This window comes from Coleofasciculus sp. H7-1 (assembly GCF_057473865.1).
On record NZ_JBYCCT010000068.1, the window covers coordinates 1 to 25,769 of the forward strand.

Here is a 25,769-nt window from a genome sequence, read left to right on the forward strand (position 1 = left end):
TACCATTAACATACATTTTTAGACATTCACGTTTAACTTCTTCTGAGTAGCCTTTTTGAGCTTGATAATCATCTATAAATTGTCTCTTACATCTGACACAGATATAATTCTGTTTGCCTTTTTTCTGACCATTTTTATTAATATGAGTTGACTGACATTCAGGGCATTGCATAATATTGCATCTTAATGAGTGTTTTTTTTGGCGCTCGCACGCTCGCTCGCTTTATCATACCCTAATTCAGCAACGCCAGATTTCTTATATAGAAGTTTAATTAAGTTTATAAAAAGTTATTTTTATGTACAGCAATGCCCCAGCTTAAAATATTTTAATAAAGAGTCGAAATTTTGTCAAATAACTTTTGCTAATCGTAACACCCAAAAAAAAGGCTCGCTCTCTTATTAGTAATCAGACCTTTTAGAGGAAAAAATAAACTAGGAAGATTTTAGAAAAAGAAGCTTTCATGGTTTTTTCCTAGCTTATACCGGAAATAGTCTAAATTTATTAGTGGGTGAAACTGATGAAAGAAACTAACTCAAAAGACACACCGCTACACGCAATGAATCCACTGAATCGATTTTCCAATCGAGCAGAAGATTACGCCAAGTACCGACCGAACTACCCAGACGCCGCTATTGATATTATTTTAGAAGGATTGGGGAATCCGTCGCAACTGGTAGCCGCAGATATGGGTGCAGGTACGGGAATTTCCTCGCGTTTGTTAGCCCAACGTGGAGTGAATGCGATCGCTATCGAACCAAACGCGGCGATGAGAGAAGCTGCATCACCGCATTCGCTGGTAGAGTTTCGTGACGGGACAGCAGAAGCAACGAATTTACCCGACACATCCGTTGATTTAGTAACTTGCTTCCAATCTTTCCATTGGTTTAATCCCGAACCAACGTTGCTGGAATTTCGCCGCATTCTCAAGCCAAGCGGACGACTAGCGGTGGTGTGGAACGATCGCGATCAAAACGATGAATTCACAACAAATTATAGCCGCTTAGTTGAGATTGCATCAAACAATCATCCAGCAGAAAAGCGGATGGTTTCAGTCGCTTCACTGCTAACCAGTCCGCATTTTCCGGATGTCCGCTGCCATACTTTTGAGTACCGGCAACAGTTAGATTTAGAGGGACTAATTGGCAGGACAAATAGTGTATCGTACATCCCCAAAGAAGGGTTGGCATACCAGCAACTTGTGACAGATTTGCAGGAATTGTATGCCAGCGCTTGTCATGAGGGCGGCTATGTGTATTTAGTCTATTGTACGAATGTTTACCTTGCAGATAATTGGTAATTGTTGTAGAGACGTGAAATTTCGCGTCTCTACAACAATTACTAATTATTTTCCTTTCGCCCAAGGTCCCCAGACAGCAAAAGTAATGCCAGGAGTTTGGATATTCACAAACATGGTGTTACCATCAGGTGAAAAACAGGCACCAGCGAACTCATTATCATTGATAGCATTCCGAGCAAATTGGTAGAGTTCGCCCTTTGGAGTCACCCCGACTACAAATTGCTCGTCGTCGCCATCTTCACAGAGGATCAAATCGCCAAAAGGAGCCACAACAATGTTATCAGGACTATCTAATACATTTACATTGTTTGGTTCAACAAATAGTTCAAGAGTGCCGCCTTCTTGTGCAGTTTTCCCAGGAACGTAGCGCCAAACTTGACCTAGTTTAGCAGCACCACCATTCGTGCAGCAAAAGTAAAATTCACCGCTGCCGTACCAGATTCCTTCCCCGCGTGAAAATTGGGCTGCTCCTTTACCAAAGCCTTCGACGCGGACAGTATCCGTATCAGGATCGGGATTGTCGATGCGAACCCATTCAACTGCTTTTGGTTGACGCACCGGGAAATTAGTTTTAGTAATTGCCTGGGGCATTCCTTTAATTTTCAGAGCTTCCAAAACACCGCCTGCCACAAGATTGCCCGGTTGATTTGGAATGAAACGATAGAAGAGACTATCTCCTTTATCTTCAGTTTCATAAACAATCCCAGTTTTGGGATCAACTGCAACTGCTTCGTGGTTAAAACGCCCCATTGCTTTCAGAGGCACAGGAACCACATTTCTTTTTGCATTCGCCGGAACTTCAAAGTTATAACCGTGACGTTTCTCGACATTGCCCGTCGTATTAACTGGATCGTTTGTAGCGGGAGTCGAGGTATTTTCTTCAGAGCTAATCCACGAACCCCAAGGAGTCGTCCCACCTGCACAGTTGCGGTAGGTTCCTGCTAGGGAAGCAAAATGATTTTGCAGTTGGCGATTCGGCCCTACAATCAGGGTTGTTGTGCCACCTTTACAGAGATTATCGTATTTGAGTCCGGCAACTTGGGTGGTGGAATTCGGACTTAATTCGTGATTGCGAACTAAGATAGTTGTGTTATTGGGACCGGGGAAAGCACCCATACCATCGTGACCACCCGGCACTGGATTGCCATCGTTCATGATGTCTCCGGTGCGCGAGAAGGCGCGATATTGAAATCCCTTTGGTAAATCTAATAAACCGTTGGAATCTGGAATCAGCGGGCCATAACCTCCCCCACTCACTAATTGACCCCTGGCTGCTTTGTTATAGAGAGCTTCTAGAGGGGACATTAAAACAACACCCGCAGCACTGGTGCCTGCTAGGGTGAAGAATTGCCGCCGTGATAAAGACATGGTGTTCTCCGCGTTTATGCGTAGAACAGCTTAATCCGCGTTCATCAACCTTCGGCAAAGCTTTGATTAACACTCGGTTAATTTTTTATTCAGAAAATATTATTACTTGCACAGGTTTCCTAAAAAATTATTAACGTACAATTACGCTAATAATCCTCTGCGAACCTTTGCGTTTACCTTAGCGTACCTTTGCGTTAAAATACTTATTCATCTTCAAGATTAATGGCAGAAAATAAGGCTGAAGAATTGTCTTCAGGGAAACTCAACTCATGCTCGTTCGGCTGTCCAATGGCGATCGCTCGATCGATAAACTGTAACACCCTCCAAGCCAGCTTGTTGCACGAAGTCCTGCACTTCATCCAAGGTAAACGCAGCGTGGAGAGAGTCGCGGAATAACATCTTTTGGTGTTTGTTGTACTCTGTACCGATACTTTCCACCAAATTATTCATTATTTCCTCGCTACGAGGACGAATTAAATCTCGGATGAGAATAGCACCCTGCGGCTTTAGCACTCGTTTCAGTTCTTGCAAGAATGGCAGTGGATTGGGTAGGTGGTGAAACAGGCTATTAGAAATTACCAGATCAAATTGTCCATCTTGATAAGGTAACTTCTTGGCATCAACAAATTCCAGAATAATTTGTTTTTGCAACCCAGCTTTTTCTACATTTTCTCTGCCAATTTGCAGCATTGATTCTGCCATATCGATGCCGAGAATTTGCCATTCAGGGCATTGCTGTGCAATTAAGATAGGAATTCGAGCGGTTCCGGTTCCGGCATCCAGAACAGTTGCATTTGTTGTTCCTAGCTCAATTGCCCGTTGAGCAAATGCCCCGTTTATTTCTGTAAAGTCCATTGCGTCATATTCAACAGCTTCTTCCAAACTGTCCATGACTTCGGGTTCTAATATTCGTTGCATGGCTAATAGCTAAGTAGAGGGATCTAATATTTGTAGGATGGTTAGAGTATAAGTGTAGGCTTTAGCCTTCAAGGGAGAGTAACCCATTAAACCCTTGTCAATGTTGGGTTTCGTTCCTCAACCATTCCCTACATCAGATGCGCGAGTTTAATGATGTCTACCTACTTAATTGTTAATTGCGATCGCGCTTTCGCTTGCGTTCTTTTTCCTTCTTCTTCGCCTCGTCTAGAATTTTTTTCACTTTTGCCTTAATTTCGTTGTGCCGCGCTACTCCTTCATAGGCATAGCGGTTGTAGCCGTTACTCTGAATTAAACTTTCTAAATAGCGAGTCCGCTCATCAGTGATCGGGTGCGTGGAAAGCCAAGTGAAGATCGGGCGATCGCGATCTTGCTTGTTTAGCGTCACCATCAGATTCCGCATCCCATCCGCCGCATAGCCGGTAGAACTAAGAATGCGAGTTCCGAGAATATCCGCCTGACGTTCCATGTCGCGACTATAGTCAAAAACGATGAGATTAGTGACAGTACCTCCCGCGTAGGGAATAAATTCGGTGACGCTAGCCGTAAGATTTCCTTGCGTTACTAATTGAAACCCATGAGATAGGACAGCATGAGATAATTCATGAGCGAGTAAACCGGCTAATTCTGCCTCAGAATGGGTGCGAGCGATCGCTCCCGCATTGACAAAAATCTTGCCTCCTGGTAGAGCAAAAGCATTGAGATCGTCATCTAGAACCACATAAAATTCATACTCAAAATCTTGGCGTCCCGCTACCGTTGCTAATTTATTTCCAATCTCCCGAACGTAATTCAACACCTCTTCATCTTCAACCAGTGGCAGTTGGCGTTTTGCTTGTTTTGCCACTGATTGACCAACCGCAGATTCTCCCCGCAGCATCAGTGCAGCGCTTTCGACGGCAGTCAGAGGGCCAAACAAACTGCCGGTGAAGGCATAGCTTAAAGCACCCGTAATCGCATTAGCGATCGCATTCCCTCTCAACTCGGCGCGTAAATGCGATTGATAACGTTTCAGATTCTCTTGTGCCAGTATTTCAAACTCTTTAGCCTCCGGATGATTGGGATTTAGCAACGCAAATTGACGTGCTGACAGCGAAGCTTCCAACCACTTTTTATTTTGGCTGTATGCTGCAATTTTTGCTTTGAGCAACATCGGTTCGGCGGGGTAAAGAGTGCTTGCTCGTTCTAAAACCTGTAAAGATTTTTCTACCTGATTGTAATCCCGCAGCGCTTTTGCATACTGAACGTGACCGGGAATAAATTCAGGATACTGCTCTACTAAAAATTGCAGCGGTACGAAAATTTTGCTTTCCAGTTTTTGTTCTAAACCCGCCTGAGCCTCGCGCCAATACACCCTACCCGCTGGCGCTAACTTGTCGGCGTCAGTTATTGGTTCTTTTCGCTCAGTTTTCTCGGTTGCATCAGAAAAGGGAGCTTTTGCTTCGCGGTACAGCTTTTCTGCTGCGGCGAATTGTCCTCCTAAATAAAGCTTGTCCGCTTCAATTATTTTCTCTTGTCGAGCAATTTCTTCTGGAGTCGGATTTTCCTCCTCCGCCTTATCTGTATCGGATTCTGGTTTGGTATCCGGCTTTTCACTTGCTTCCGGACTGGGTTCTGGTTTGGTTTCTTCAGCAGATGGTTGGACTTTCTCCGTGTCCGTGTTTTCAGTCGGCGTTGTCGTTTCCGTCTTCTTGGGAACGGGAGTCACGATTACCGTGGGAGGAGATGCAGGTTCCGCTAGCACTGCTGCGGGAGAAGTTGACCAAAGTACCAGCGCAAAAGCCAAGGAATTCCAGACAAGTTTCATGGCAGAGGAAGATGGGAACTCTATTTTTCTATATTATGTTTAGAGTTTACCCAACCTATCTCTCTGCGACTATAGGAACTCAGAGGCGGGTTCTGCCATTCTACACAGACTTATTTTAGAGAGACGATCGCGCCTCTGGCACCAATGCCGCTGACTAGGGCGCAAAATAAATTAAATTAAATTAGATCGTGTTCAGTGTCAGTCTGGTGAGTGCTATTGACCTTTTCTTTAAATGACCCCTCTATTGCCTAAGCAAAACAATAACTGGATCTCTTGAATTTACCGATGACCACTCTTTAACATAAATCCCATTTTTGGTAACAATCTCTTGAGTGCGCCCAAAATCCACAGCAAGAATAGCACAAGGAATGAAGTTGTTATAAGGATATAAATTTAATGTTTTCGCTGATACATTTTTAACGTTAATATGTTCAAGATGAATTGGTTGGGTGTTAGTTTTATGAAAAATTACCCAAAACGGGTATTCCCAAGCGTCTGTTCGCAAATATAAGCCAATATTTCTACAACCTTTAGATTTTATCTGATTGACTGCTTCCACATAAGAATCTTTAATGTCTATTCGGTTTGAGAAGTATTGTTCTATTCTGCTAGTATTAAATATATTTCTATCGGCTATTATCGGTCTAGATTCATTGTAAAAAACCCATAGAAGCGATGACACTATAATAAAAACAGCAATATAATTGGCAATTTTATGATGCAATCTGTCAGACAGCACTACTCCACTAAATGCAGAAAAAAGTAGAAAAATAGACAGATGAAGGCGACTTTGCCAGGGTTGCCATTTTATCAGCAAACAAAATAGCAAAAAACTACCTACGACAGCGACAAGATAACCTACAAGATACCGCTGTCTTCTCAAACTACGCCTAGTTATGAAAAGAGCAATAGTAAATACTATAAGAAAAAAGTGAATTGGATTACCCGCACTGTCTTCAAAGGTTGCTACTCCTTGAATACTAAATTCTATTTCTGGAGAAGAAGTCGTCCGAGGATCATTTATATCTACACCTAAAATTGTGTGGATTAAACGGATTGTTCTTTCTATTAAATCGTTGTTGACTATATCCAGGGGTATAGCCATGTGTAATCCTATATTTTTAATTACATTTGAAATAAATGTTAAAATGCTAAACCCCTCCATCTTATATTCCGGAGGTACAAAAAAAGGCCAGCCAAATATTTCAATGTTTCTCATATAATGACCAACATTAATAATAAATACTAGAAAGAAAACCAGCAAAAATGGTTTCCAAGATTGCCACTTATAAAATTTTAAGGTAGATACAAAAAACCAAAGGCAAAACGGAAATGCGTAAATATATCCCGTTCCCTTTGTAAAAATAGCTAGCCCCAAGCTAGCTCCAATGAAGAATATATTATTTAGATTATTTTTGTTTCTAACCGTCAACAGTACATAGTAAACAAAACAAAGCAACCAAAAAGTGACTGCATAATCATTTTGGGTGCTTGAGCCTTGGAGAATACCCATCGGAAGAGTTGCAGCAACGACGGCAGAAAAAATTTGACCCCGCAAATCTGCTCCAAGTTGCTTGGCAATTAGCGATACCCCAATAATGCTTCCAACCATGCTGAACCATTGAACAAGGTTGGCAAAGCGATCGCTACCGCTTAAAACCTGAAAATGCATGATTGTAAATTCTGCCCAAGGGTTTTGGTATAGCTGTGGCAAATAGCTCGTTGGATAATGAGAAACGCTATGATTTTGAATCCAATGAACGACCCTCGCCATGTGATAGGACATAGAATCCCAATTGTTGGGCGGTGCTATCAAGGCAATTAAACCAACTGTAGCAGCGATAAAAGCTACACTGCCTAGCAAAAAAAACAAGAAAAGCGGTATTTTCGGAAGCTGTTGTGTCTTAGTATTTTTGTTTAAATTTGTAATGTTTCTTGTTTTTTTACTAACCCAAATATAAATAAAAATTAATCCAATACTTGTGAATAACCATCCTGCAAACAAACCACTAAATGTAATTAATTTAAATAAACTGAATATTTCAGTAATACCTGTTAATAAAAATCCCCAGACAACAGATGCTGCTAATAAAGAACTGCGCCAGCCATTATGTTTTTTGAAAATTATAACTAGAAGAATAAATGAAACTATAGGCAAAAATACAAACACATCTGTCACTCCTGTTTACAGCAAGCGTTAGATAGCAATTCTATAATAAGTGTACTACTAGCTCAACCAAGCGATCGCGCCTCGAATTCAATCCTCAGATATCCGACAACAGGAAGTCGCGGCTTTGTACCAAGCCTGACGATCGCGCTGAGAGGCTGTCAATGACTCAACCAAGCGATCGCGCCTCTAATCCAATCTTCCGCATTCGGGCTTTTCGCCAACAAGGCATCCTGTCTGACGACAGCGATCGCCTGTGCCACTTCACTATTGCTATATCCCAAGGCCAGTAGCGTCATCTCCACATCTTCTAAAATGGCAGCGGAAGGGCTAGCTGCGGTGCTAGTAACCCCTGCCGAGTGTCGCCACTCTGCCAGTTTAGTTTTCAGTTCCAGCGCCAGACGTTCGGCGGTTTTGCTGCCGATGCCAGGAGTTTTCGCTAAGGTGCGGGTGTTGCCAGTAACGATTGCCTGGACTAAATCTGACAGCCCTAAGGTGTCTAAGAGGGCGATCGCGCCTCTGGCACCAATGCCGCTGACACTAACTAAGGCGCGGAATAAATCCCGCTCAGCAGCGGAGGCAAAGCCATACAGGAGGACTTGATCTTCCCGAACTTGTTGGTGTGTAAAAACTTGCACCGTTTCTCCCGCCGCCGGTAGCTCAGCCTCCAGGCGTGGTGGGATATGCAGTTCGTACCCAATCTGATTGACTTCCAGAATCAGGATGACGCGATTGGCGGTGCTTTTCTGGATGCCAGCTACCGTGCCTTTGAGATAGCCGATCATGCAAAGATGTTGAGGATGTAGGATAAGTTCATTCTAAAAAGCCGAAATGCTTCAAACCTTCTAGAATACCTCCAGCGCAATCAGCTTTTGCTAAATAGCGATTGACAGAAGGATTGGCGTAATGCCACTTTAGCAGTTCTGGCTGGGCATTCCCGACAATAATTCCTCGTTCCTCGCCGGACTGAAAGAAAGATACATCGTTGCCAGAATCACCACAAACAACGGTTTGTTCTGGAGGTATCTGAAATTGCTGCCGCAGAAACGCGGTTGCAGTTCCTTTATTGCCGTCGCGAGGTAAGATGTCCAAGTCTTTGCCACTGCTATATATCAACTTGACATCTAGCTGGCGTTCTTCCAACAAATCTTCTAGCTGAGGGAGAACTTCAACGGCGGCTTCTTCACAGAGGAAGTAGCTAACTTTAAAGGGGCGTTGTTCTGATGGCGGTTGGGGAACTAGGTCAGAAAAATGAGCGGTTGTGGCGACGATCAAGTTACGATCCCAGTTGTGAGAAAGTTGTTTTACCCAGGCTGGATCTGGAGTATCGCTGCCATCTCGGTAAATTTCCGTTCCAACAGACAGCACCAAGACATCTGGCTCTAACAGATGCTGTTTGGTCTTCAGTTCTTGGTAGAGGGTGGGGGAACGACCTGTCACATAAACAATCTTTGTCCCGTATTGTTGCCGATGCTGGCTCAGGTGGCGCTTGAGTTCTTCTAGGGCGTCGTCATCGCCTACTAAGGTATTGTCTAAATCGGTCACGAATAGAAATGGCTTCACTTTGCTCATTGCTTGGGATTTGGCTACTGGATTATTTTCTTATATGGGAGTTTATCAGTCGTGATGGGAAGCGATCGCTCACCCACACTACTTAGCGACAATTGAAGATAAAAAAACCTGGGAGCGTTTTGATAACTCCCAGGCTGATTACTTGAGGTGACATGATGCCGGAAATGCAAGGGAATTAATTCTAAATCAGACCCCAGAAGTGCAGGAAGCCTTGACCTGAGAAGATTTCAATCAGAGTGGCGGCTAAAAAGCCGATCATAGCTAGACGCCCGTTCCAAATTTCAGCTTGGGGAGTGAAGCCGTATCTCCAAGCGTTACGATCGTCCATGACGGGAGGGGTTACTTTCTGTGTCTCTTGCATGGTGGAAACTCCGGGTTTATCGCTACGTTTGTTAAGCAATGTTTAGCTTATGTAACCAAATGTAACGACAAGAAGCTGGGGTGTTCTCTATCTGAGGTTAGAGCTTGAGAGCGATCGCGCCTTAGCCTTCACTATCTTTATCACCTGAGAAAAACCGATTCTGCTCAATTTAAGCAATTCCCCTATTTAAGTCGATATCCCACAAGTACGTTCACCGCATTGCCTTCATAGCAGACCGCTAATTTTCCCCGATCCCATGAAATTTTTCCGCCAACTCACGCATTTCTGGATTCCGCAGCTAAATCCTCAAGTCTGGATTCTTGCCATCGGTCGATTTCTCTCTGGAATTGGCACCGGCTTCACGTTGTTTTATGCGCCCATATTTTTTGTCAACCAAGTCGGATTATCAGCAATCCAGGTAGGTTTTGCTTTGGGAAGTGGTGCTATTTCTAAAGCACTGGGACATATTGTCGGAGGTTCTTTTTGCGATTCCCAATTTTGGGGACGCCGCCGCACCCTATTATTGTCAGCGGCTATTTCAGCGGTTGCTTCCCTAGTGTTAGCTGCTACTAGCAATTTTTCCACCTTAGTAGTCGGTAACTTGCTGATGGGATTGGGATTAGGTTTGTATTGGCCTGCCACGGAAGCAGTGGTAGCAGATTTGACCCAAGGAGAGCAACTTAAAGAAGCTTACGCGATAACGCGACTGGCAGATAGTCTCGGTTTGGGACTAGGAATTGTTTTTGCAGGCGTATTGATTGGCACAACGGGTGCTTATCGGGCATTATTTGTGATTGATGCGATTTCGTTTGTAGTATTCTTTGGGGTAGTGTATGCAGCGATCGCCGAAACTTACAAACCAGGAAAACGCGAACAACAAGCATTAACCAGTTGGGCAATTGCACTGCGCGATCGCTATCTGTTGATTTTTTGCCTAGTTAATATTATCTTCACCACGTATATCTCTCAAACCCAAAGTACAATGCCGCTGTACTTTAGCAATTTCATCCCCGTAGGAGAGTCTGGGAAAGGTTTTTCACCCACAACAATTAGCGCCTTATTTACCTGGCACCTTGTCTTAGCCATTGTCTTACAACTGCCAGTAGTGAGAATCCTAAAACGCTTTACTCATCCCTACGCTTTGTGCATTTCCGCCTTATTTTGGGGGTTAGGATTTAGCTTAATTTGGTTTACAGGAGTAGCTGAATCTAACCAGCTATTGTGGGCAATTTTAGCAATGGGAGTATTTGCTATTGCTACCGTCTCTTATATGCCTTCTGCATCTTCCCTGATTACAGACTTAGCCCCCGAATCGCAGCGGGGTGTATACTTTTCAATTAACTCCCTCTGCTGGGCGGCTGGCTATTTTATTGGCCCTCCCTTGGGTGGCTGGGCATTAGATCAACCGCCAGTCGTGGCGCATAGTTTCTGGCTGGGCTTAGCGTTAAGCGTAGCCATCACAATTGCGATTTTGCAATACTTGAATCGGATTTTAAACGCAAAGAACGCAGAGAGTAACGCAAAGTAACGCAAAGACTTTGCGTACCGAGAGCGTTTAAAACTCTTTACCGCCGTCTTTCCTGCAACTTGCGATAAACGTCTCTGACATCGACGTGATGGTGAGCTAAAGCAACCAAAGTGTGATAGAACAAGTCAGCAACCTCACCCGCGATCGCTTCCTTGTCGTCATCCTTGCAAGCCATTACCACTTCAGCGGACTCTTCGCCAATTTTTTTCAAAATCTTATTATCCCCACCAGCAAATAAATTGCAGGTGTAGGAACTTTCAGTTGGGTTGTCGCGGCGATCGCAAATCGTCGCAAACAGATCCGACAAGGTATCTGCTGGAGGCGGCGCTTTTTCCCCATCTACTTGATGAAAACAGCTGCGTTCTCCGGTGTGACAGGCAATTTCTCCCACCTGTTCCACACTAACCAGCAGCGCATCGCTATCGCAGTCATAGCGGAGACTTCGCACATTTTGTAAGTGCCCCGAAGTCGCACCTTTATGCCATAACTCCCCACGAGAACGGCTCCAATACCAAGCTTGTCCCGTTTCCAGCGTTTTCTGTAACGACTCCCGGTTCATCCAAGCCATCATCAAGACCGTGCCATCCAGATAATCTTGCGCGATCGCTGGCACCAGTCCCTGCTCGTTATAGTGGATTCGATCGATGGGGATGGATTTGCTTAAAGCAGAGGGTTCAGCAGCTGGCATTTTCAGTACAAATGAGTCACTTGTACAAGATATCACTCCGCCACTGCCAACTGCTCAGCACCCGTTCAGATGCCTCAGATATTCGTCCGGGTTGTTCGCTAAAGTAAATAAGAGGTCGCAAGAAGCGGTTCCAGGCATTTGCCAAAGATACTATTTAGGCTGGCTGATTGACTTCTAACGGCGCGGAGGGCAACCTCGTGAGCCTTGGATTCCTCTCCGTACCATTGAACCGCAGAGTTGAATGCTGCCCGATATAACTCCTGGGCTGCCTCCGAGAGGCGAGAGCGAACACTTACAGGTAAATCCTGATTCGTTTGGTAGGACATGATGGGCATTGCCCTCAGTAGGATAATTGAACAGCATAATCTCTGCGATCGCCGCTTTCGCCTATCTTGAGGCAGAGATTTTATCATCAAACGCAGGAGATAACATTGATTACTTCCACAAATTTGAAAACCACCAAGTCAGAAGAAATATTCGCCGCTGCTCAAAATTTGATGCCAGGAGGCGTCAGTTCACCAGTACGGGCGTTTAAATCGGTAGGAGGACAACCCATCGTCTTTGACCGCGTCAAAGGTGCCTATATCTGGGATGTCGATGGCAACCAATATATCGACTACGTTGGCACCTGGGGACCCGCGATTTGCGGTCATGCCCATCCAGAAGTGATTAGTGCCCTGCACGCAGCCCTGGAAAAAGGCACCAGCTTTGGTGCCCCCTCCGTGTTAGAAAATGTGCTGGCAGAGATGGTGATTGACGCCGTTCCCAGCATTGAAATGGTGCGCTTTGTCAACTCCGGAACCGAAGCTTGTATGGCAGTTCTGCGCCTGATGCGAGCTTTCACCGGACGCGACAAGTTAATTAAATTTGAAGGCTGCTATCACGGTCACGCCGATATGTTTCTGGTGAAAGCCGGTTCCGGCGTCGCCACCCTCGGCTTGCCGGATTCTCCAGGCGTTCCCAAGACAACAACCAGCAACACGCTCACCGCCCCCTACAATGACCTGGAAGCCGTCAAAGCTTTATTTGCCGAAAACCCCGACCAGATTGCTGGGGTGATTCTAGAGCCAGTGGTGGGCAATGCTGGCTTTATTACGCCTGACGCCGGTTTCCTGGAAGGCTTGCGAATGATTACGCAAGACAATGGCGCGTTACTCGTATTTGACGAAGTGATGACTGGCTTCCGAATTGCCTACGGTGGGGCACAGGAGAGATTTGGCATCACGCCTGACTTAACAACTCTGGGCAAGGTAATCGGCGGTGGCTTGCCGGTGGGTGCTTACGGTGGACGCAAAGATATTATGTCGATGATTGCTCCAGCAGGGCCAGTATATCAAGCCGGGACGCTTTCGGGGAATCCTCTGGCGATGACTGCCGGAATCAAAACGCTGGAGTTGCTGCAAAAATCAGGCAGCTACGAACAGTTAGACAAGATGACCAAAAAGCTCAGTGATGGGTTGCTGCAAATTGCTAAGGAAACAGGTCATGCGGCTTGCGGTGGTAGCATCAGCGCTATGTTTGGCTTGTTCTTCACTCAAGGGCCAGTCCATAATTACGAAGATGCTAAAAAGTCTGACTCAAACAAGTTTGGCCGCTTCCATCGCGGAATGTTAGAGCGGGGCGTGTATTTGGCACCTTCTCAGTTTGAGGCTGGATTTACTTCTCTGGCGCACACAGATGAAGATATTGACCGCACTTTGGCAGCAGCGCGAGAAGTGATGTCTGGTCTGTAAGTTAGTCGCGCCACGCTGTCATCCCGCCAGGAACTTAAGTTCCTGGCTAATAGCTTAAGTCCGTTAAAACGGACTAAGGAATTTGAATTTGAGTCGGATTTATCCGACTTTTGCGATTAGCCAGGAAATTGATTTCTTGGGGGTTGGATGAGAGGGGAGTTATCTATAGCAATACAAGCAGGGATTGTGAACGTCTCTCTTTTCTTCGCCTCTATAGATTTTCGTAGGTTGGGTTGACGTAGGAAACCCAACACCTGCATGGGTTACGCTATCGCTAACCACTACTACAAATAATTAATTTCGCCTACTTAGCAATACGAGCAGGGATTGTAAACTTCTCTCTTTTCTAGGCGCTCTATAGCGAAGAAAGCGGAGGCTGAGCGTATCCCAACACGGTTCGTTTAAAAAGCTATGTTTACAAATCAAATAGGATTGCTATCGTTTAGGGAGAACAAGAAATTACCGATTACCAATTTCTAGTTGATCTAAATTGAGATAAAATACGAGATTGCCCTCAGGTGCGTGGATAATTTTTTCAATGGCGGCGGGTAAATCTTCGTGTTGATAAAAAGCTGGAATTTCATCAAATTTGTCTTCTGATACCTCCAAGATTTTTGGCATTTCAGAGACGGGAATGCCTAATTTTTCTTTTTGCTTGAGGGTGCAGACAATTAGATAGTGGTAGTCTGTCTCGTGGCATTTTAGAAATAGGGCTGATAGATCGATAAGAGCGATCGCTTCCTGTTCATATTCCATTAACCGGCGACCATTGGTTAGGGCAGTGTGGGGTGTAAATGCTTTGAGAACGCGCTGAACTCGGTCAATTGCGATCGCGTACTGTTCGCTTCCCATCTGAAAGGAAACCAGTTTCTGCTTGGAAATACGAGTTGAAACTAGGGGTTTAGCCCGAAATCGGCGATTCATAAGTTTTTTAATGTTTAATTAATTTAGCGATCGCTTCTAATAACTGAACCTCGTTGTAGGGTTTAGTAAAGTATTGAATCGCTCCTAACTCTAATGCCATCTGGCGATGTTTGAACCCACTACGAGAAGTCAACATGGCAACGGGAATAGAAACCCATTGAGGATGAGATTTCAGATTTCGCAGTAGTTCAAATCCGTCCATCCGGGGCATTTCAATATCGGCAATGATTAAATCGCAGTTTAAACCTTCCTCTAATTTAGATAAAGCGTCTTGACCATCTTTGGCTTGCGCGACTCGGTAACGGGCGCGAATTAGCGTCAGCGAGAGTAACTGCCGGATGGTGTAAGAGTCATCGACGACCAAAACTTGGGGTTGAGAACTTCCTGTCGGGGCAAGTAGTGGCGTGCCATGCCGCATCCCCAAATCTGATTTATTATCAACTGAAATTGTTGTGCCGCTTTGAGTATAAAATTGCCCGATTAGATCGTCCACATCTAAAATCGTCACCACCTGACCATCTCCCATAATCGTGCAACCAACGATCCCGCGAGGCTTTGAGAGAGGAAGCGGTAGGGCTTTTACCACGACTTCTTGTTGACCAATGAGACGTTCCACTACTACAGCTAGAACGCCTTCACTAGCAGCTAAAACCATTACCGGGATATAGTCCTGGGCAATTGGGTCGGGAGAGGGGCCGTCGGGATGGGGGACACTATAGTGGAGTAATTCTTGCAAACGCACCAGGCGGATAAATTCTTCTCGCCACCACAACATGGTTTGCGTCCCAGCCATTTGAATCTGATGCCCTTGAATGTGGAGAATCTCCTCTACGGCGTCTAGAGGGATTGCCACCGTATTGCGATCTGCCTTGACCATTAAGGCGTCGCTAATCGACAGCATGAGTGGTAGCTTCAGGATAAAGCTAGTGCCTTTGCCCGGTCGTGAATCTACTTTGACAGTCCCCCGTACCTGCCGCAGATTAGTGCGAACCACATCCAGACCGACCCCCCGACCAGAGAGTTCCGTTACCTCTTTGGTGGTGCTAAAACCAGGCCAGAAGAGGAATTCGTAGAGGTCGGCAATCGACAGTTCGTTGGCTTGTTCGGCTGCTACAAAGCCACCTGCCACGACTTTGGCGCGGATGGCTTCCGGGTCAATTCCCCGTCCATCATCGGTGATGGTAATGATGGTTTGTCCGCCTTGGTGAAACGCTTCAATTTCGATTTGACCGCTGGGGGGTTTCCCAACGGCTAGACGGGCTTGGGGTGGTTCGATGCCGTGATCGAAGGCATTTCGCACCAGATGCACTAGGGGGTCGCGCAGGGCGTCTAGCAGGCTTTCATCAATGGTGGTGTCTCGTCCCAGGAGGAGGAGATTGACTTCTTTGTTGTGGAGGCGACACAGATCCCGCAAAGCGCGGGGTAGGTGATCGACCGCCCGACTAAAGGGGACGACCCGCAGTTGCATGACGCGCGATCGCAATTGGTCGGTGATGCGGCGTAGTTGATCGGTGCTGCGTTCAAATTTCACCGCTATTTCGTCAATTTTAGTTCCCGAAAGCGCGATCGCTTCGGTAGTTTCAATAACAGATTGAGCGGTGGAGTGAAATTCTGTATATTGATCTAATTCCAATAAGTCGAAGGTCGAAGGCAAAGATTTAGTAAAAGCAATTGTGGTTTTTACGCGATCGCTTTTGCTATTTTCAGTGCTAAGGCGGTCATACTCTTCTCTAAGCTGACTTCCAAATTGATTTAAAGCTACAATACTCTTCCGAATGCGTTTCGCTTCAGTGCGTAGTTGAACTTCTTGTAGTTCCAAATTTGTCCGGTTAATCACTAATTCGCCCACCAAATTCACCAATTCACTTAGGCGTTCTAGGTCTACGCGAATCGTCGGGCGTTGCCAACCTGTGGAGGAAGAAACAGATGAGGGATGAGGGCTGAGGGCTGAGGACTGAGGGCTGAGGACTGAGGGTTGAGGGCTGAGGGCTGAGGACTGAGGGCTGAGGGCTGAGGACTGAGGGCTGAGGGCTGAGGGCTGAGGGCTGAGGACTGAGGACTGAGGACTGAGGGCTGAGGATTGAGGGCTGAGGGCTGAGGACTGAGGGCTGAGGGCTGATGAGAAAGGTGTAGAGGAATCCTCAACTGGTACTTCTTGAGTGGAGACTGCTGGTTCCTCAGTCCTGAGTCCTTTCCCCTCAGTCCTATTAGGTACTTCTTGAGTGGAGACATCTGGTTCCTCAGTCCTCAGTCCTTTCTCCTCAGTCCTATTAGGTACTTCTTGAGTGGAGACATCTGGTTCCTCAGTCCAGTCCTCAGTCCTTTCTCCTCAGTCCTCAGTCCTTTCTCCTCAGTCCTCAGTCCTTTCTCCTCAGTCCTCAGTCCTTTCTCCTCAGTCCTCAGTCCTTTCTCCTCAGTCCTCAGTCCTTTCTCCTCAGTCCTCAGTCCTTTCTCCTCAGTCCTATTCAAGAGTTGTATAGTAATGGCTTCTCCTTGCAATAGCTGAGTGCGGGCAGATTGCAAGTTTTGGGCAATTTCCCATCCCTGTTTTTGGAGAAGTTCTACACTCAGATGGGGGGTATCAATTAAAGCTCTCAAATACTCAGCAATTTGCCCAAATTCTGACAGTTGCAGCATCCCGGCTACCCCTGAAAGTTGGTAATAAATTTGGTTGAGAGTCGCAACTGTTCGATCTAGAGTTTCTGATTTAACTTGAGAAAGTTCCGTTTCCAGATGGTTGAAAACGGGAAGTAAATCTTGTTCAAAAATCTTTTTAATAGTTTGCAGGTTCGCCCGACTGTTAAGAGTAACATTACTGGAAGCAGTCGGTTTGGTATACTGAGTTTCTAGCTGGGCTAGAATTTGGGCGATCGCTTCCACTTCAGCTAAAGAGGTTGCCTGCACCGTCTCTACATTATCTTTGCCTTCCGGCTGACAGACTTGGTTAGCAATGGTTCTCAGGAGATCGACCCCTTGTAGTAAAGCGGTAATCGTCGTTGGATTGATTTGGGATAAATCGGCGCGATCGCGCAGAATTGCAAAGCCATCTTCCAAGCAATGAGCCGCTGTTGATAAGGTTTCAAAACCAAACATCAAAGCCGAACCTTTTATCGAGTGGGCAACTCGAAATAGGTTGTTAACAGCTTGCGATCGCGCTTCAACTTCACTACTGCTTTCTATCACTAAAAGATTGGCTTCTAGTGCTTGGAGAAATTCTTGAGTTTCGGTTACAAAAATACCGATTAATTCATTAAAATCATCCGAATTCATATTCTTCTCCTTGAAAGCAGCCAGCCTTTAGCTAAAAATTACCCTTTGGGAGGGGCACAGCACAGAAAAAGCCCCTACCTCTGGAAATGAAAAATCTCTGACTGCTCATTGCGAACGGAAGTTTGTCACTGAACTTTGGAGCTTATTCACAACAACAGCTAACCCATCAAGCGAATTAGTTACGTCTTCTGCTTTTTGGGCAGTATTCGTAGAAATCGCGCTCACCTGTTTGACACTCCCGGCAATTTCTTCTGCCGAAATTGTCTGCTTTTGAGCAGCACGAGTAATATTTTGCACCAAAGCATTAATTTCGCGGCTGACTTCAATAATCGCAATCAGATTCGTCTTAGCGGCTGCGGCAATATGCGTTCCTTCAACAACTTGTTGAGTACCAGATTCCATAGCCCTCATCACCCGACTAATTTCATCTTGAATTGTTTTCACAATCTCCGATATTTCTTCGGTTGCTGAGGCAGAGCGTTCTGCTAGCTTGCGAACTTCCTCTGCTACGACTGCGAAGCCTTGCCCTTGTTCTCCGGCGCGTGCTGCTTCAATTGTCGCATTTAATGCTAGCAAGTTTGTTTGAGAAGCAATTTGAGAAATAGATGTGACAATTTTGCCAATTTGTTGCGACCCTTCGCCTAAACGTTTCATCATTTTTGAAGTTTCGGCAATGGTTTGGCGGAGTTCATTAATTCCATCAACCGTGCGGTCTACCGCTTGTCCTCCCATTTCCGCTGTCGTAGCAGCTTGCTGTGCCACTTGTTCGGCTCGTTTTGCAGCATCTGAGACATCTTTAATCGAGTTGAGCATCCGCTCAAGTTGTTTTAAGGTGGACTCAATTTGCAAGGCTTGGGTGCGAGCTTGCTGTGCTAGTTCGTTGGTGTTACCAATCGATGCAGTTGTGGCTTGATTGGCTTGTGCGGCTGCATCTTGGATATTAATGACCACTTTCCGCAAAGAGGCGACAAGGTAGTTGAAAGAGTCTGCTAATGCTCCTAAGATGTCGTTGGTGACTTGAGCTTTAACAGTTAAATCTCCCTTGGCTGCGCCCTTAATTTCACCCAAAAGCTTGACGACTTGTTGAGTTAAAGAATCTGCCTCTGCTTTTCGCTCTTCTGCTAATTTTATCAGGCGCTCAGCCGCTTCTTTTTGCTGGGTAATGTCGAAGCGAATCCCGATATATTTGACAATATTGCCATTGGTGTCAAAGATGGGGGAAACTGTAGTGTCAACCCAATAAAAAGAACCATCTTTACGCTTATTTTTGATCTCTCCTTTCCACACGCCGCCACGAGAAATGTTAGCCCAGAAGTCTTGGAAAAAGGATTTAGGATGATAGTTAGAGTTGATGATGCGATGGTTTTGTCCAATTAGTTCTTCCCGGCTGTATCCAGAGATTTGGCAAAACTTGTCATTGACATAGGTAATGTTTCCTTTTAAGTCAGTTTCGCTGACAATCGCTGATTCATCAAGGGCATTTTGCCGGTTTTTCAGTTCTTGCAGCAGGCGTTCCTGCTCCTTAGCTAGTTGTTGCAGGCGTTCTTGGGCTTGCTTGTCGCTGGTGACGTTGCGACAAACAATCGCTCCGCCTTTGAGGACACCGTTTTCGTCTTTCAGGGTTCTGCCATTAACTTTTACCCATAAACCTTCCGGCATACCAGGATGACGAGTAAACATCTCTACGTCGTCAACGGCTTCGCCTCGGATTGCCTTTGTCATCGGTAAATCTGCGTTTGGGTAAACTGTCACGGTATCGGGCAAAAACAAGCCAAATTGCGTTGACCATCGATCGGGGGAGATATCTGTTGAACCCAAGCCGAACATTTTCTCCGCAGCGGGGTTGAACAGTAAAAACTTTCCGGTTTCATCGGCGACGATGACTCCCTCGCCCATGCTGTTGAGTACCAATTGCAAGATAGTGGTTTGCTGCCGTAGTTCCGCAGAGGAACGCGCCAAATCTGCTGCGGTTCGCTGTAATTCTGCTTCCGCTTGTTTGCGATCGCTGATGTCGGTACAGACGCCAACCCACTCGCGGATGCTACCATCTTCTACCAAGACGGGAATACCGCGAACCCAGAAGTAACCATAGCTGCCATCAGCGGCTCGGATGCGATACTCAGTCTGGTAGAGACTTTTGGTTTCAATGGCTTTAGACCAGATATGGGCAGTGCGATCGCGATCTTCTGGATGCACGGCGTCCAACCATCCCCAACCTTTCACCTGTTGCTCGCTTTGACCTGTAAAAGCTCTCCAAGTTGGCATATCAACAACTTGTCCTTGGACGTCTGTCGTCCAGACTATCTGCGAGGTGGCGACGATCAATGAGCGATACCTTTCCTCACTCTGACGGATGGCTTCCTCAGCAGCTTTGCGCTCAGTAATGTCATTGTTGATTTCTAGGATCGCTTTAGGCTGACCGGATTCCTCCCGTTGCAATGTCCAGCGACTGGCGACAACGATCTGTGTGCCATCGCGCTTGGTGTGGATGAGTTCTCCTTCCCAACGTCCATCGTGCAGACACGCGGCTTTGATTTCCTCTAAGGGTTGGGGAAAGACGGTTTGCAAAAATGTGTGGATGTATTGTCCTACAGTTTCTTCCTTCTTCCAGCCGTACAGTCTTTCTGCGCCTTGATTCCAATAGGCAATTTTATCGTCGAGATCCCGAAGCAGAATGGTGTCATTAGCTAAATCCAGCATTTGCACCTGTTGCTGCAATGCTTCTTCTGTCTGCTTGCGTAGCGTAGCGTGCCGCAGGCTTTCGCTAATGTCGGTGGAGATGCCGCACAGGGCATAAGCAGCTCCTGTAGAATTCTTCAAGGGAAACTTCACTGACAGGTAGGTGTGGAGTCCGTCGTCTTGAGGCACAACCTCTTCGAGTTCTAAGGAAGTTCCGGTTTCGAGTACCTTGCGGTCATTGGCACGGAAGGTGTCAGCCATCTCTTTCGAGAAATAATCGTAGTCGGTCTTGCCGATGACCTGCTCTTTGGTTCTGTGGAAGAGGAGTTCATACTGGCGGTTGACCAGAATATAACGACCTTCCATGTCTTTGAGATAGATGACTGCCGTGTAGTTGTCCAGAACTGCCTCTAGGCGTTCTTGACTTTCCCTGAGCGCTGCTTGTGCCTGCTTGCTCTCAGTGATGTCACGGGCAATGCAGTACATCAATTGATTTTCACTGGCAGCGTTCGCAGTCCACGCTAACCATCGGTAGGAGCCATCTTTACACCTGTAGCGATTTTCAAAATATAGCAGCTCTGAACCAGCAGCCAGTTTTTCGGCTTCGGCTAAGGTCACTTCTCGGTCATCTGGATGGACAAAATCGATAAACGGTTGAGCCAAAAGTTCCTCTATTTTGAAGCCGAGGGTCTTTTCCCAAGAAGGGTTGAGGCGCTTGAAGGTGCCATCAAATCCGATGATACACAGCAGGTCAAGGGAGAGGGTAAAGAAGCGATCGCGTTCTTCATTCGCATCCGTTAATTCTGCCGTGCGCTCATCGATGCGTTGTTCGAGTTCTTGATTGAGGGTGCGAAGTTCCGCTTCTGCCCGCTGGCGTTTAATATCAATGGCATTCAGGTTTCGAGAATTCCACCAAATCAGAACGGCAAAAACAATAATATTCAAGATACCCAAAACCGAGATGGCGATCTCGGTTTCCAAAGACTTCGCCCGGTACCCGGCTAAGATTAACCAACCTAAAAGTGGCGGAATCCCAAGTACAGCCGGTGACATCCGCCGAGCCATCATACCCCCCGCATTCTGGCTGGTGACAACTGCCATCACCCCTCGATCTGGACGAGCAAACAGAATGCCGGTGCTAAGAAGCGCAAATCCCACTGCTGCGTGCAAGGCCATTTGGGTATATGAGCTAATCCCGTAAAGAGATTTCACACCATAAATGTAGCCCAGCACCCCCAGCAAGGCGACTGATAATGCCGCTAAGCTAAGAATTTGGGCGGCTTGGTAGTTGATATAGGGGCCGAGAAACAGCAGTAGAGCCACACCCAGCATCAGAAAATTTAAGGCGGTATTGGGAGCCATCCGACCTGGGGATGAGGTGCCAAAGGTGTCCGACGCCTTGAACAGAAGTTGGTCAATGCCGAAGTCCCACCCCAAAACATACTGCATCAGCGTCAGCAACCCGATGACCAGGACGATCCCGGCAAACCATTGTCCCCAGCGGCGCTTCGACTCGTCAGCGGGATAACGGTGCCACAACCACAACGATGTACCGCTGAGGATAAAACACGCGGCGGCGTTCGCTTTCATCGTTACCAGCCCCGGCAAGAGGCTTTTGAGGACGGGAATGTTAAACATCCAACCTAGGATGACCGCACAGCCGATTGCAATGACTGCAATACTGGCTTTTTTAGAAAGAGTTTGGAGTGATGGGGTGAGGTCGCTAGACTGAGGCACCTCTATCTGCTGATATGAACTTTCCATCTTATGGCTCCGGCAATATTGATTTACCAGCGATCTGAATGCGCGATCGCTTCTACATCCACAATCATGAGTAAACGCCCCTGACAGTCATATAAGCCTCGCAGAAAAGGAGCCAGTTCCTCACTCACCTCTGCTGCTGAGACAATTTGATCGGGATCGAGAGATAGCACGCCTTCGACATGAGAAACTGCTAATCCCATCCGCATCGACGGGAGATTGATATCGCGCGGATCGGGCGCTTCTACGACTAAAATGCGACTCCGAGTTTGGTGACTTTCCACAGGTTCGGCACCCATGAACCGACCAAAATCTGCCACTGCCAGAATTTCCCCTCGCAGATTGGTTAAACCCAATAAAAAGGGAAGCGTATTCGGAACGGCAGTAATAGATTGATCGCCCAAAACCAGCACTTCTCTGACTGCCGTTAGTTCGACTGCAAACAGGCTCTTGTCTTGACCAAAGAGAACGAATTGGCGAGTCATAATTAATTAAAAATTAAAAATTAAAAATTGATGAATAATTGTAATTATAATTTTTAATTTTACATTTTTAATTTTTGATTCTTAGAGGAGGCGTCGCACCAGGTTAATAAACTGTTTCGGCTCAAGTGGCTTGCTTACATAAGCATCGGCTCCCAGCTCGATTCCCCAAGTTTTGTCAATCTCTGTATTTTTTTGAGTACAAAACACGACAGGTAAGTGTTTGGTTTCTTCGTTCTCGCGCAACTCCCGCACCACTTCAAATCCGTTCATTCGTGGCATAACCACATCCAATATCACCAGGTCGGGTGGTTTCTCCTGGATGCGAGCGATCGCTTCCTCTCCATCACTCGCTCTCTCCACTTCCATCCCCGCCTCTTGTAAAATTCGGCAAATCATCTCTAGTTCAGTCGGGACATCATCGACTACTAATATTCTCGACATCACAACCCTCACAAGTGTTTATTGTCAACTCGATTCTATCTGAGTTCATTCCTGCTCAAAAAGCCTCAGTATTTTTACTGAAAATCAACCTTACCAAAGTTCGTTTCCGCTCCAATAACTTCAGCTTTCTTGTTAAAATTTTGTTGCTTAAACTCACATCTTGCACCACCAGTGCGAATAGGATTCGCGGCTATGCAAACCAAGTTTCCCTGCGCGAACTAAGGTCAAATCAAGAGTTTTAAACCCGCGCATCATCCGGGTTTTGTATGTTTGGACGCGGTTGCAACCACCGACTTAAAAATGGTGCAAGATATGAGTTAAATATCCAATGACATTTAGTTAGTGCTTATAATTAAGTTATAAGCCTATTATCCTTAAAATTATAAAAACTAAATAAAATTACAGGATTTCGCCAACCCGAATTTTTAAATCTTCTTAATTTAAAGTAACCTTTTTTAGACTTTTGGAAACAAATCTTACGATTTCCAAATAATTCCCATTCACTTTTTTGATGCAACTAAAGAGAAAAGCGCGTTCTCTAAAAATTTTGATGCTTTACAGTTTGTGCGAGAGACGCAGCAGGCAGCTTAAGCTGGCGATAAACTCCACCACTTTTGCCAGAATGAGGAACGGGTAACTGTCGCCAGAGGACACGAATACTGAGGACGCCTAAAATCATCACGACTTAAGCAGACAATCGTGATGATTCTAGGCAAGATAAAGTGGATACCTGGTTTCAGCTTTCGATGGTATCGACCCAAGCGCTCTACTAAAGCTTCATTACTTTGACGGATAATTTTTACAGAATATAGCAATCCTATTTAAGTTGTGCGCGAGTATTCGCCTTAGCGTAGAGACGCGATTAATCGCGTCTCTACAGGGGTTTGCAAATCATTTAGGATTGCTATATCCCAGCACGTAACCAATGATGACCGCGCCGAGGACAGCAAGGAATAACTTCATCTGTATTCTCCTGCTGAGATATTTCTAGCAAAGCAATTAGGCTTTTTGTTTTCAGAATGATGTTAACTGAAAGGCACTGTTCACCTTAACTTTTTAACCGCTCCACAAACGCAGAGAACGATCAAAACTTTGTGTACCTTTGCGTTAGCGAAGCGGCGCGACAGCGCTTACCTCTGCGTTATTTGCGTTTAAAAACCGTCTAACGATAGTTATTAAATTGCAAAGCAACTGGAAAATCTTCCTGCTTCAAGCGTTGAATTACCAGTTGCAAGTCATCTTTAGATTTAGCAGAAACTCGCACGGCATCACCTTGAATTGAGGCTTGCACTTTTTTAATTTCGTCCCGAATTATTTTGGTGATTTGTTTAGCGATTTCCTGGCTAATGCCTTTACGCAGTTTGATTTCCTGACGAATGCGATTACCGCCAGCTGATTCAGCTTTGCCATAATCAAAGATTTTCAAGCTAAGGTTGCGCTTAGCGGATTTAATTTGCAGGATGGTATGAACAGCATCTAAGGTAAATTCGCTATCGGTGCTAATTGTAATGACCTCATCGCCTAATTCGAGGGTGGTTTTAGTGTCTTTGAGGTCGAAGCGGCTTTTTATTTCCCGCTCGGTTTGGTCTACGGCATTGACCAATTCTTGCCGGTCAAAATCGCTGACAATATCAAAAGAGTATGTAGAAGCCATAAAGAATCGTGAGTGGTTGGCTAATTGATATTAGAAGAATCGCTAATTGCTATTGGCAGAAAGGAGGCTGAGGAAAAATAAGGTGCCACTGCTCAGGGTACCGATGCCGAACATTAGCGATCGCGCGATTGGGACATTGATAATATAAAAAACGGAGTATAATAACCGGGCAGCAACGAAGGCGATCGCTGCCCCCGCCGCCAAGGGCGAATCTACACCTGTCACATAAGCCATCAAAGCTGCCGCCGCAAATATCATAAATGCTTCAAACGAGTTTTGGTGCGCCCAAGCGGCTCGTTGTCCGTAGGGAGGCAGCTTATCAAACATGGCACGGGGAGCCGCCGTATCATACCCCACAGTCCCACGGGCATAACCTACCACCAAAAAGGGGAGATAAATCAGAACAGCGGCTGCGGCAATGCAGTCGAGCAGAATAGCAGATACTGGGATCATAGTTTTATTGTAGAGACGCCAACGGTAGCGAAACGGTAGCGCTCTTAGCGCATCGCGTCTTTATTAATCAAAGTAGAACAGAGTCACCACTTTGCGTTGTTCTTCCGCATCCTGACAAGTTTTGAGCAGGGTGTGGCTGTCGTGAAACGCAAAACAGATTAGCTGCTGACACCGAGAAACTATCTCCTGATTGCATAGAGCGCTGGCTTCAGCCAGCGATAAATTGTCGTTTTCGGGACTTTCTACCAAATGCATCACCTGTTCCAGCTGCTCCCGCGATTCCCGTGGCTGACGCTCTAAGCTTTGGGGCAAAATCACAGTCAGCAGGCTAGAATCGGCTCGCATCGCCCCTCGGATGGCGGCTAAATTGGTTCCGGTGGCACCAGAGGTGATGAGTCGATTCCCGGTTAAAACCAAGGCATAGCTCATCATCTCAATTAGATTTTGATGGGTGATAGGAACGTGACGCGACCCCAGCAGGGCAATCCGTTTGGAACCCGTTTGCTGGATAGTCGCCAGTTCTTGCGCTAAGGCATCAAGCTTAGGAATGTCAATGGATTGGCTCAATGACGATTTCTGTCTGAACAACCTCGCTATTTTATCAGACCCGGATGACAACAGCGATGGAGTTTCCGTATCTTAGT

The 25,769-nt window shown here is 46.0% G+C and carries 23 protein-coding genes and 1 pseudogene; 3 read left to right on the plus strand and 21 right to left on the minus strand.

Features of this window, described 5'->3' with window-relative positions; genetic code table 11:
• On the minus strand, positions 1-172 hold a 172-nt coding region (locus AC2VDX_RS18475; RefSeq protein ID WP_486928223.1), incomplete at its 3' end, for an IS1/IS1595 family N-terminal zinc-binding domain-containing protein.
• A 346-nt stretch (positions 173-518) separates the two neighbouring features.
• On the opposite strand from AC2VDX_RS18475, the gene AC2VDX_RS18480 reads away from it, so the two are divergent.
• Positions 519-1,298: a class I SAM-dependent methyltransferase gene (locus AC2VDX_RS18480; protein ID WP_378176740.1), complete on the plus strand. Its 780-nt coding sequence runs from the start codon at positions 519-521 to the stop codon at positions 1,296-1,298.
• A 45-nt stretch (positions 1,299-1,343) separates the two neighbouring features.
• Here the strand turns inward: AC2VDX_RS18480 and AC2VDX_RS18485 are convergent, their stop codons facing one another.
• From AC2VDX_RS18485 to AC2VDX_RS18515, 7 genes are all read right to left on the minus strand, one after another.
• The gene (locus AC2VDX_RS18485) at positions 1,344-2,666 is read right to left on the minus strand and encodes an alkaline phosphatase PhoX (protein ID WP_378176742.1); all 1,323 of its coding nucleotides are present in this window, start codon (positions 2,664-2,666) and stop codon (positions 1,344-1,346) included.
• A gap of 267 nt (positions 2,667-2,933) precedes the next feature.
• On the minus strand, positions 2,934-3,584 hold the full coding sequence (locus tag AC2VDX_RS18490; RefSeq protein ID WP_378176744.1) for a class I SAM-dependent methyltransferase: 651 nt from the start codon (positions 3,582-3,584) through the stop codon (positions 2,934-2,936).
• A gap of 172 nt (positions 3,585-3,756) precedes the next feature.
• Positions 3,757-5,409, minus strand: coding sequence for a M48 family metalloprotease (locus tag AC2VDX_RS18495; RefSeq protein WP_378176746.1), 1,653 nt, complete (start codon positions 5,407-5,409; stop codon positions 3,757-3,759).
• A 241-nt stretch (positions 5,410-5,650) separates the two neighbouring features.
• Entirely contained in the window at positions 5,651-7,588 is a 1,938-nt protein-coding gene (locus AC2VDX_RS18500; RefSeq protein WP_486928220.1) for an ArnT family glycosyltransferase, read from the minus strand.
• A 149-nt stretch (positions 7,589-7,737) separates the two neighbouring features.
• Positions 7,738-8,361, minus strand: coding sequence for a Holliday junction branch migration protein RuvA (gene ruvA, locus AC2VDX_RS18505; RefSeq protein ID WP_378176751.1), 624 nt, complete (start codon positions 8,359-8,361; stop codon positions 7,738-7,740).
• A 28-nt stretch (positions 8,362-8,389) separates the two neighbouring features.
• Positions 8,390-9,139 carry a sucrose-phosphate phosphatase gene (locus tag AC2VDX_RS18510; RefSeq protein WP_378177172.1) on the minus strand — a complete coding sequence of 250 codons (750 nt, stop codon included), beginning with the start codon at positions 9,137-9,139 and terminating at the stop codon, positions 8,390-8,392.
• 190 nt (positions 9,140-9,329) lie between these two features.
• Positions 9,330-9,509: a chlorophyll a/b-binding protein gene (locus AC2VDX_RS18515; protein WP_378176753.1), complete on the minus strand. Its 180-nt coding sequence runs from the start codon at positions 9,507-9,509 to the stop codon at positions 9,330-9,332.
• A gap of 256 nt (positions 9,510-9,765) precedes the next feature.
• On the opposite strand from AC2VDX_RS18515, the gene AC2VDX_RS18520 reads away from it, so the two are divergent.
• Positions 9,766-11,037: an MFS transporter gene (locus AC2VDX_RS18520; RefSeq protein WP_378176755.1), complete on the plus strand. Its 1,272-nt coding sequence runs from the start codon at positions 9,766-9,768 to the stop codon at positions 11,035-11,037.
• 37 nt (positions 11,038-11,074) lie between these two features.
• Here AC2VDX_RS18520 and hisIE read toward each other — a convergent pair whose 3' ends face one another.
• Complete coding sequence (gene hisIE, locus AC2VDX_RS18525; RefSeq protein ID WP_378176757.1) at positions 11,075-11,725, minus strand: bifunctional phosphoribosyl-AMP cyclohydrolase/phosphoribosyl-ATP diphosphatase HisIE; 651 nt, start codon at positions 11,723-11,725, stop codon at positions 11,075-11,077.
• 98 nt (positions 11,726-11,823) lie between these two features.
• Entirely contained in the window at positions 11,824-12,051 is a 228-nt protein-coding gene (locus tag AC2VDX_RS18530; RefSeq protein WP_378176759.1) for a ChaB family protein, read from the minus strand.
• 108 nt (positions 12,052-12,159) lie between these two features.
• Between AC2VDX_RS18530 and hemL the strand changes: the two genes are divergently transcribed.
• Positions 12,160-13,458: a glutamate-1-semialdehyde 2,1-aminomutase gene (gene hemL / locus AC2VDX_RS18535; protein WP_378177175.1), complete on the plus strand. Its 1,299-nt coding sequence runs from the start codon at positions 12,160-12,162 to the stop codon at positions 13,456-13,458.
• A gap of 459 nt (positions 13,459-13,917) precedes the next feature.
• Here hemL and AC2VDX_RS18540 read toward each other — a convergent pair whose 3' ends face one another.
• The 11 genes and pseudogenes from AC2VDX_RS18540 to AC2VDX_RS18590 all read right to left on the minus strand — a co-directional run bounded on the left by AC2VDX_RS18540 (position 13,918) and on the right by AC2VDX_RS18590 (position 25,692).
• Entirely contained in the window at positions 13,918-14,382 is a 465-nt protein-coding gene (locus tag AC2VDX_RS18540; RefSeq protein WP_378176761.1) for a chemotaxis protein CheW, read from the minus strand.
• A gap of 7 nt (positions 14,383-14,389) precedes the next feature.
• A pseudogene (locus tag AC2VDX_RS18545) lies at positions 14,390-16,240 on the minus strand (hybrid sensor histidine kinase/response regulator); the annotation flags it as partial.
• Between the two features lie 4 nt (positions 16,241-16,244).
• Positions 16,245-16,502 (minus strand): hypothetical protein, encoded by a 258-nt coding sequence (locus AC2VDX_RS18550; protein ID WP_378177178.1) that lies wholly within the window; start codon positions 16,500-16,502, stop codon positions 16,245-16,247.
• Positions 16,503-16,629: 127 nt separating this feature from the next.
• Complete coding sequence (locus tag AC2VDX_RS18555; protein WP_486928221.1) at positions 16,630-17,652, minus strand: Hpt domain-containing protein; 1,023 nt, start codon at positions 17,650-17,652, stop codon at positions 16,630-16,632.
• A 105-nt stretch (positions 17,653-17,757) separates the two neighbouring features.
• Positions 17,758-22,095: a PAS domain S-box protein gene (locus AC2VDX_RS18560; RefSeq protein WP_378176765.1), complete on the minus strand. Its 4,338-nt coding sequence runs from the start codon at positions 22,093-22,095 to the stop codon at positions 17,758-17,760.
• 23 nt (positions 22,096-22,118) lie between these two features.
• Complete coding sequence (locus AC2VDX_RS18565; RefSeq protein ID WP_378176767.1) at positions 22,119-22,577, minus strand: chemotaxis protein CheW; 459 nt, start codon at positions 22,575-22,577, stop codon at positions 22,119-22,121.
• An 81-nt stretch (positions 22,578-22,658) separates the two neighbouring features.
• Complete coding sequence (locus AC2VDX_RS18570) at positions 22,659-23,018, minus strand: response regulator (protein ID WP_378176769.1); 360 nt, start codon at positions 23,016-23,018, stop codon at positions 22,659-22,661.
• 538 nt (positions 23,019-23,556) lie between these two features.
• Entirely contained in the window at positions 23,557-23,697 is a 141-nt protein-coding gene (locus AC2VDX_RS18575; protein WP_378176771.1) for a hypothetical protein, read from the minus strand.
• A gap of 483 nt (positions 23,698-24,180) precedes the next feature.
• Positions 24,181-24,672, minus strand: coding sequence for a YajQ family cyclic di-GMP-binding protein (locus AC2VDX_RS18580; RefSeq protein WP_378176773.1), 492 nt, complete (start codon positions 24,670-24,672; stop codon positions 24,181-24,183).
• Positions 24,673-24,714: 42 nt separating this feature from the next.
• Positions 24,715-25,125, minus strand: coding sequence for an MAPEG family protein (locus AC2VDX_RS18585; RefSeq protein WP_378176775.1), 411 nt, complete (start codon positions 25,123-25,125; stop codon positions 24,715-24,717).
• 63 nt (positions 25,126-25,188) lie between these two features.
• Positions 25,189-25,692 carry a DNA recombination-mediator protein A gene (locus tag AC2VDX_RS18590; protein ID WP_378176777.1) on the minus strand — a complete coding sequence of 168 codons (504 nt, stop codon included), beginning with the start codon at positions 25,690-25,692 and terminating at the stop codon, positions 25,189-25,191.
• Positions 25,693-25,769: the final 77 nt, after the last annotated feature.

Excerpts from the sequence above, each read along its gene's own strand:
- AC2VDX_RS18585 (WP_378176775.1), bottom strand. The coding sequence starts at position 25,125 with ATGATCCCAGTATCTGCTATTCTGCTCGACTGCATTGCCGCAGCCGCT.
- AC2VDX_RS18540 (WP_378176761.1), bottom strand. The coding sequence starts at position 14,382 with ATGAATCGCCGATTTCGGGCTAAACCCCTAGTTTCAACTCGTATTTCC.
- AC2VDX_RS18565 (WP_378176767.1), bottom strand. The coding sequence starts at position 22,577 with ATGACTCGCCAATTCGTTCTCTTTGGTCAAGACAAGAGCCTGTTTGCA.
- AC2VDX_RS18485 (WP_378176742.1), bottom strand. The coding sequence starts at position 2,666 with ATGTCTTTATCACGGCGGCAATTCTTCACCCTAGCAGGCACCAGTGCT.
- AC2VDX_RS18495 (WP_378176746.1), bottom strand. The coding sequence starts at position 5,409 with ATGAAACTTGTCTGGAATTCCTTGGCTTTTGCGCTGGTACTTTGGTCA.
- AC2VDX_RS18575 (WP_378176771.1), bottom strand. The coding sequence starts at position 23,697 with ATGATTTTAGGCGTCCTCAGTATTCGTGTCCTCTGGCGACAGTTACCC.
- ruvA (WP_378176751.1), bottom strand. The coding sequence starts at position 8,361 with ATGATCGGCTATCTCAAAGGCACGGTAGCTGGCATCCAGAAAAGCACC.
- AC2VDX_RS18480 (WP_378176740.1), top strand. The coding sequence starts at position 519 with ATGAAAGAAACTAACTCAAAAGACACACCGCTACACGCAATGAATCCA.
- AC2VDX_RS18570 (WP_378176769.1), bottom strand. The coding sequence starts at position 23,018 with ATGTCGAGAATATTAGTAGTCGATGATGTCCCGACTGAACTAGAGATG.
- AC2VDX_RS18515 (WP_378176753.1), bottom strand. The coding sequence starts at position 9,509 with ATGCAAGAGACACAGAAAGTAACCCCTCCCGTCATGGACGATCGTAAC.
- AC2VDX_RS18580 (WP_378176773.1), bottom strand. The coding sequence starts at position 24,672 with ATGGCTTCTACATACTCTTTTGATATTGTCAGCGATTTTGACCGGCAA.
- hisIE (WP_378176757.1), bottom strand. The coding sequence starts at position 11,725 with ATGCCAGCTGCTGAACCCTCTGCTTTAAGCAAATCCATCCCCATCGAT.
- AC2VDX_RS18490 (WP_378176744.1), bottom strand. The coding sequence starts at position 3,584 with ATGCAACGAATATTAGAACCCGAAGTCATGGACAGTTTGGAAGAAGCT.
- AC2VDX_RS18530 (WP_378176759.1), bottom strand. The coding sequence starts at position 12,051 with ATGTCCTACCAAACGAATCAGGATTTACCTGTAAGTGTTCGCTCTCGC.
- AC2VDX_RS18560 (WP_378176765.1), bottom strand. The coding sequence starts at position 22,095 with ATGGAAAGTTCATATCAGCAGATAGAGGTGCCTCAGTCTAGCGACCTC.
- AC2VDX_RS18555 (WP_486928221.1), bottom strand. The coding sequence starts at position 17,652 with ATGAATTCGGATGATTTTAATGAATTAATCGGTATTTTTGTAACCGAA.
- AC2VDX_RS18520 (WP_378176755.1), top strand. The coding sequence starts at position 9,766 with ATGAAATTTTTCCGCCAACTCACGCATTTCTGGATTCCGCAGCTAAAT.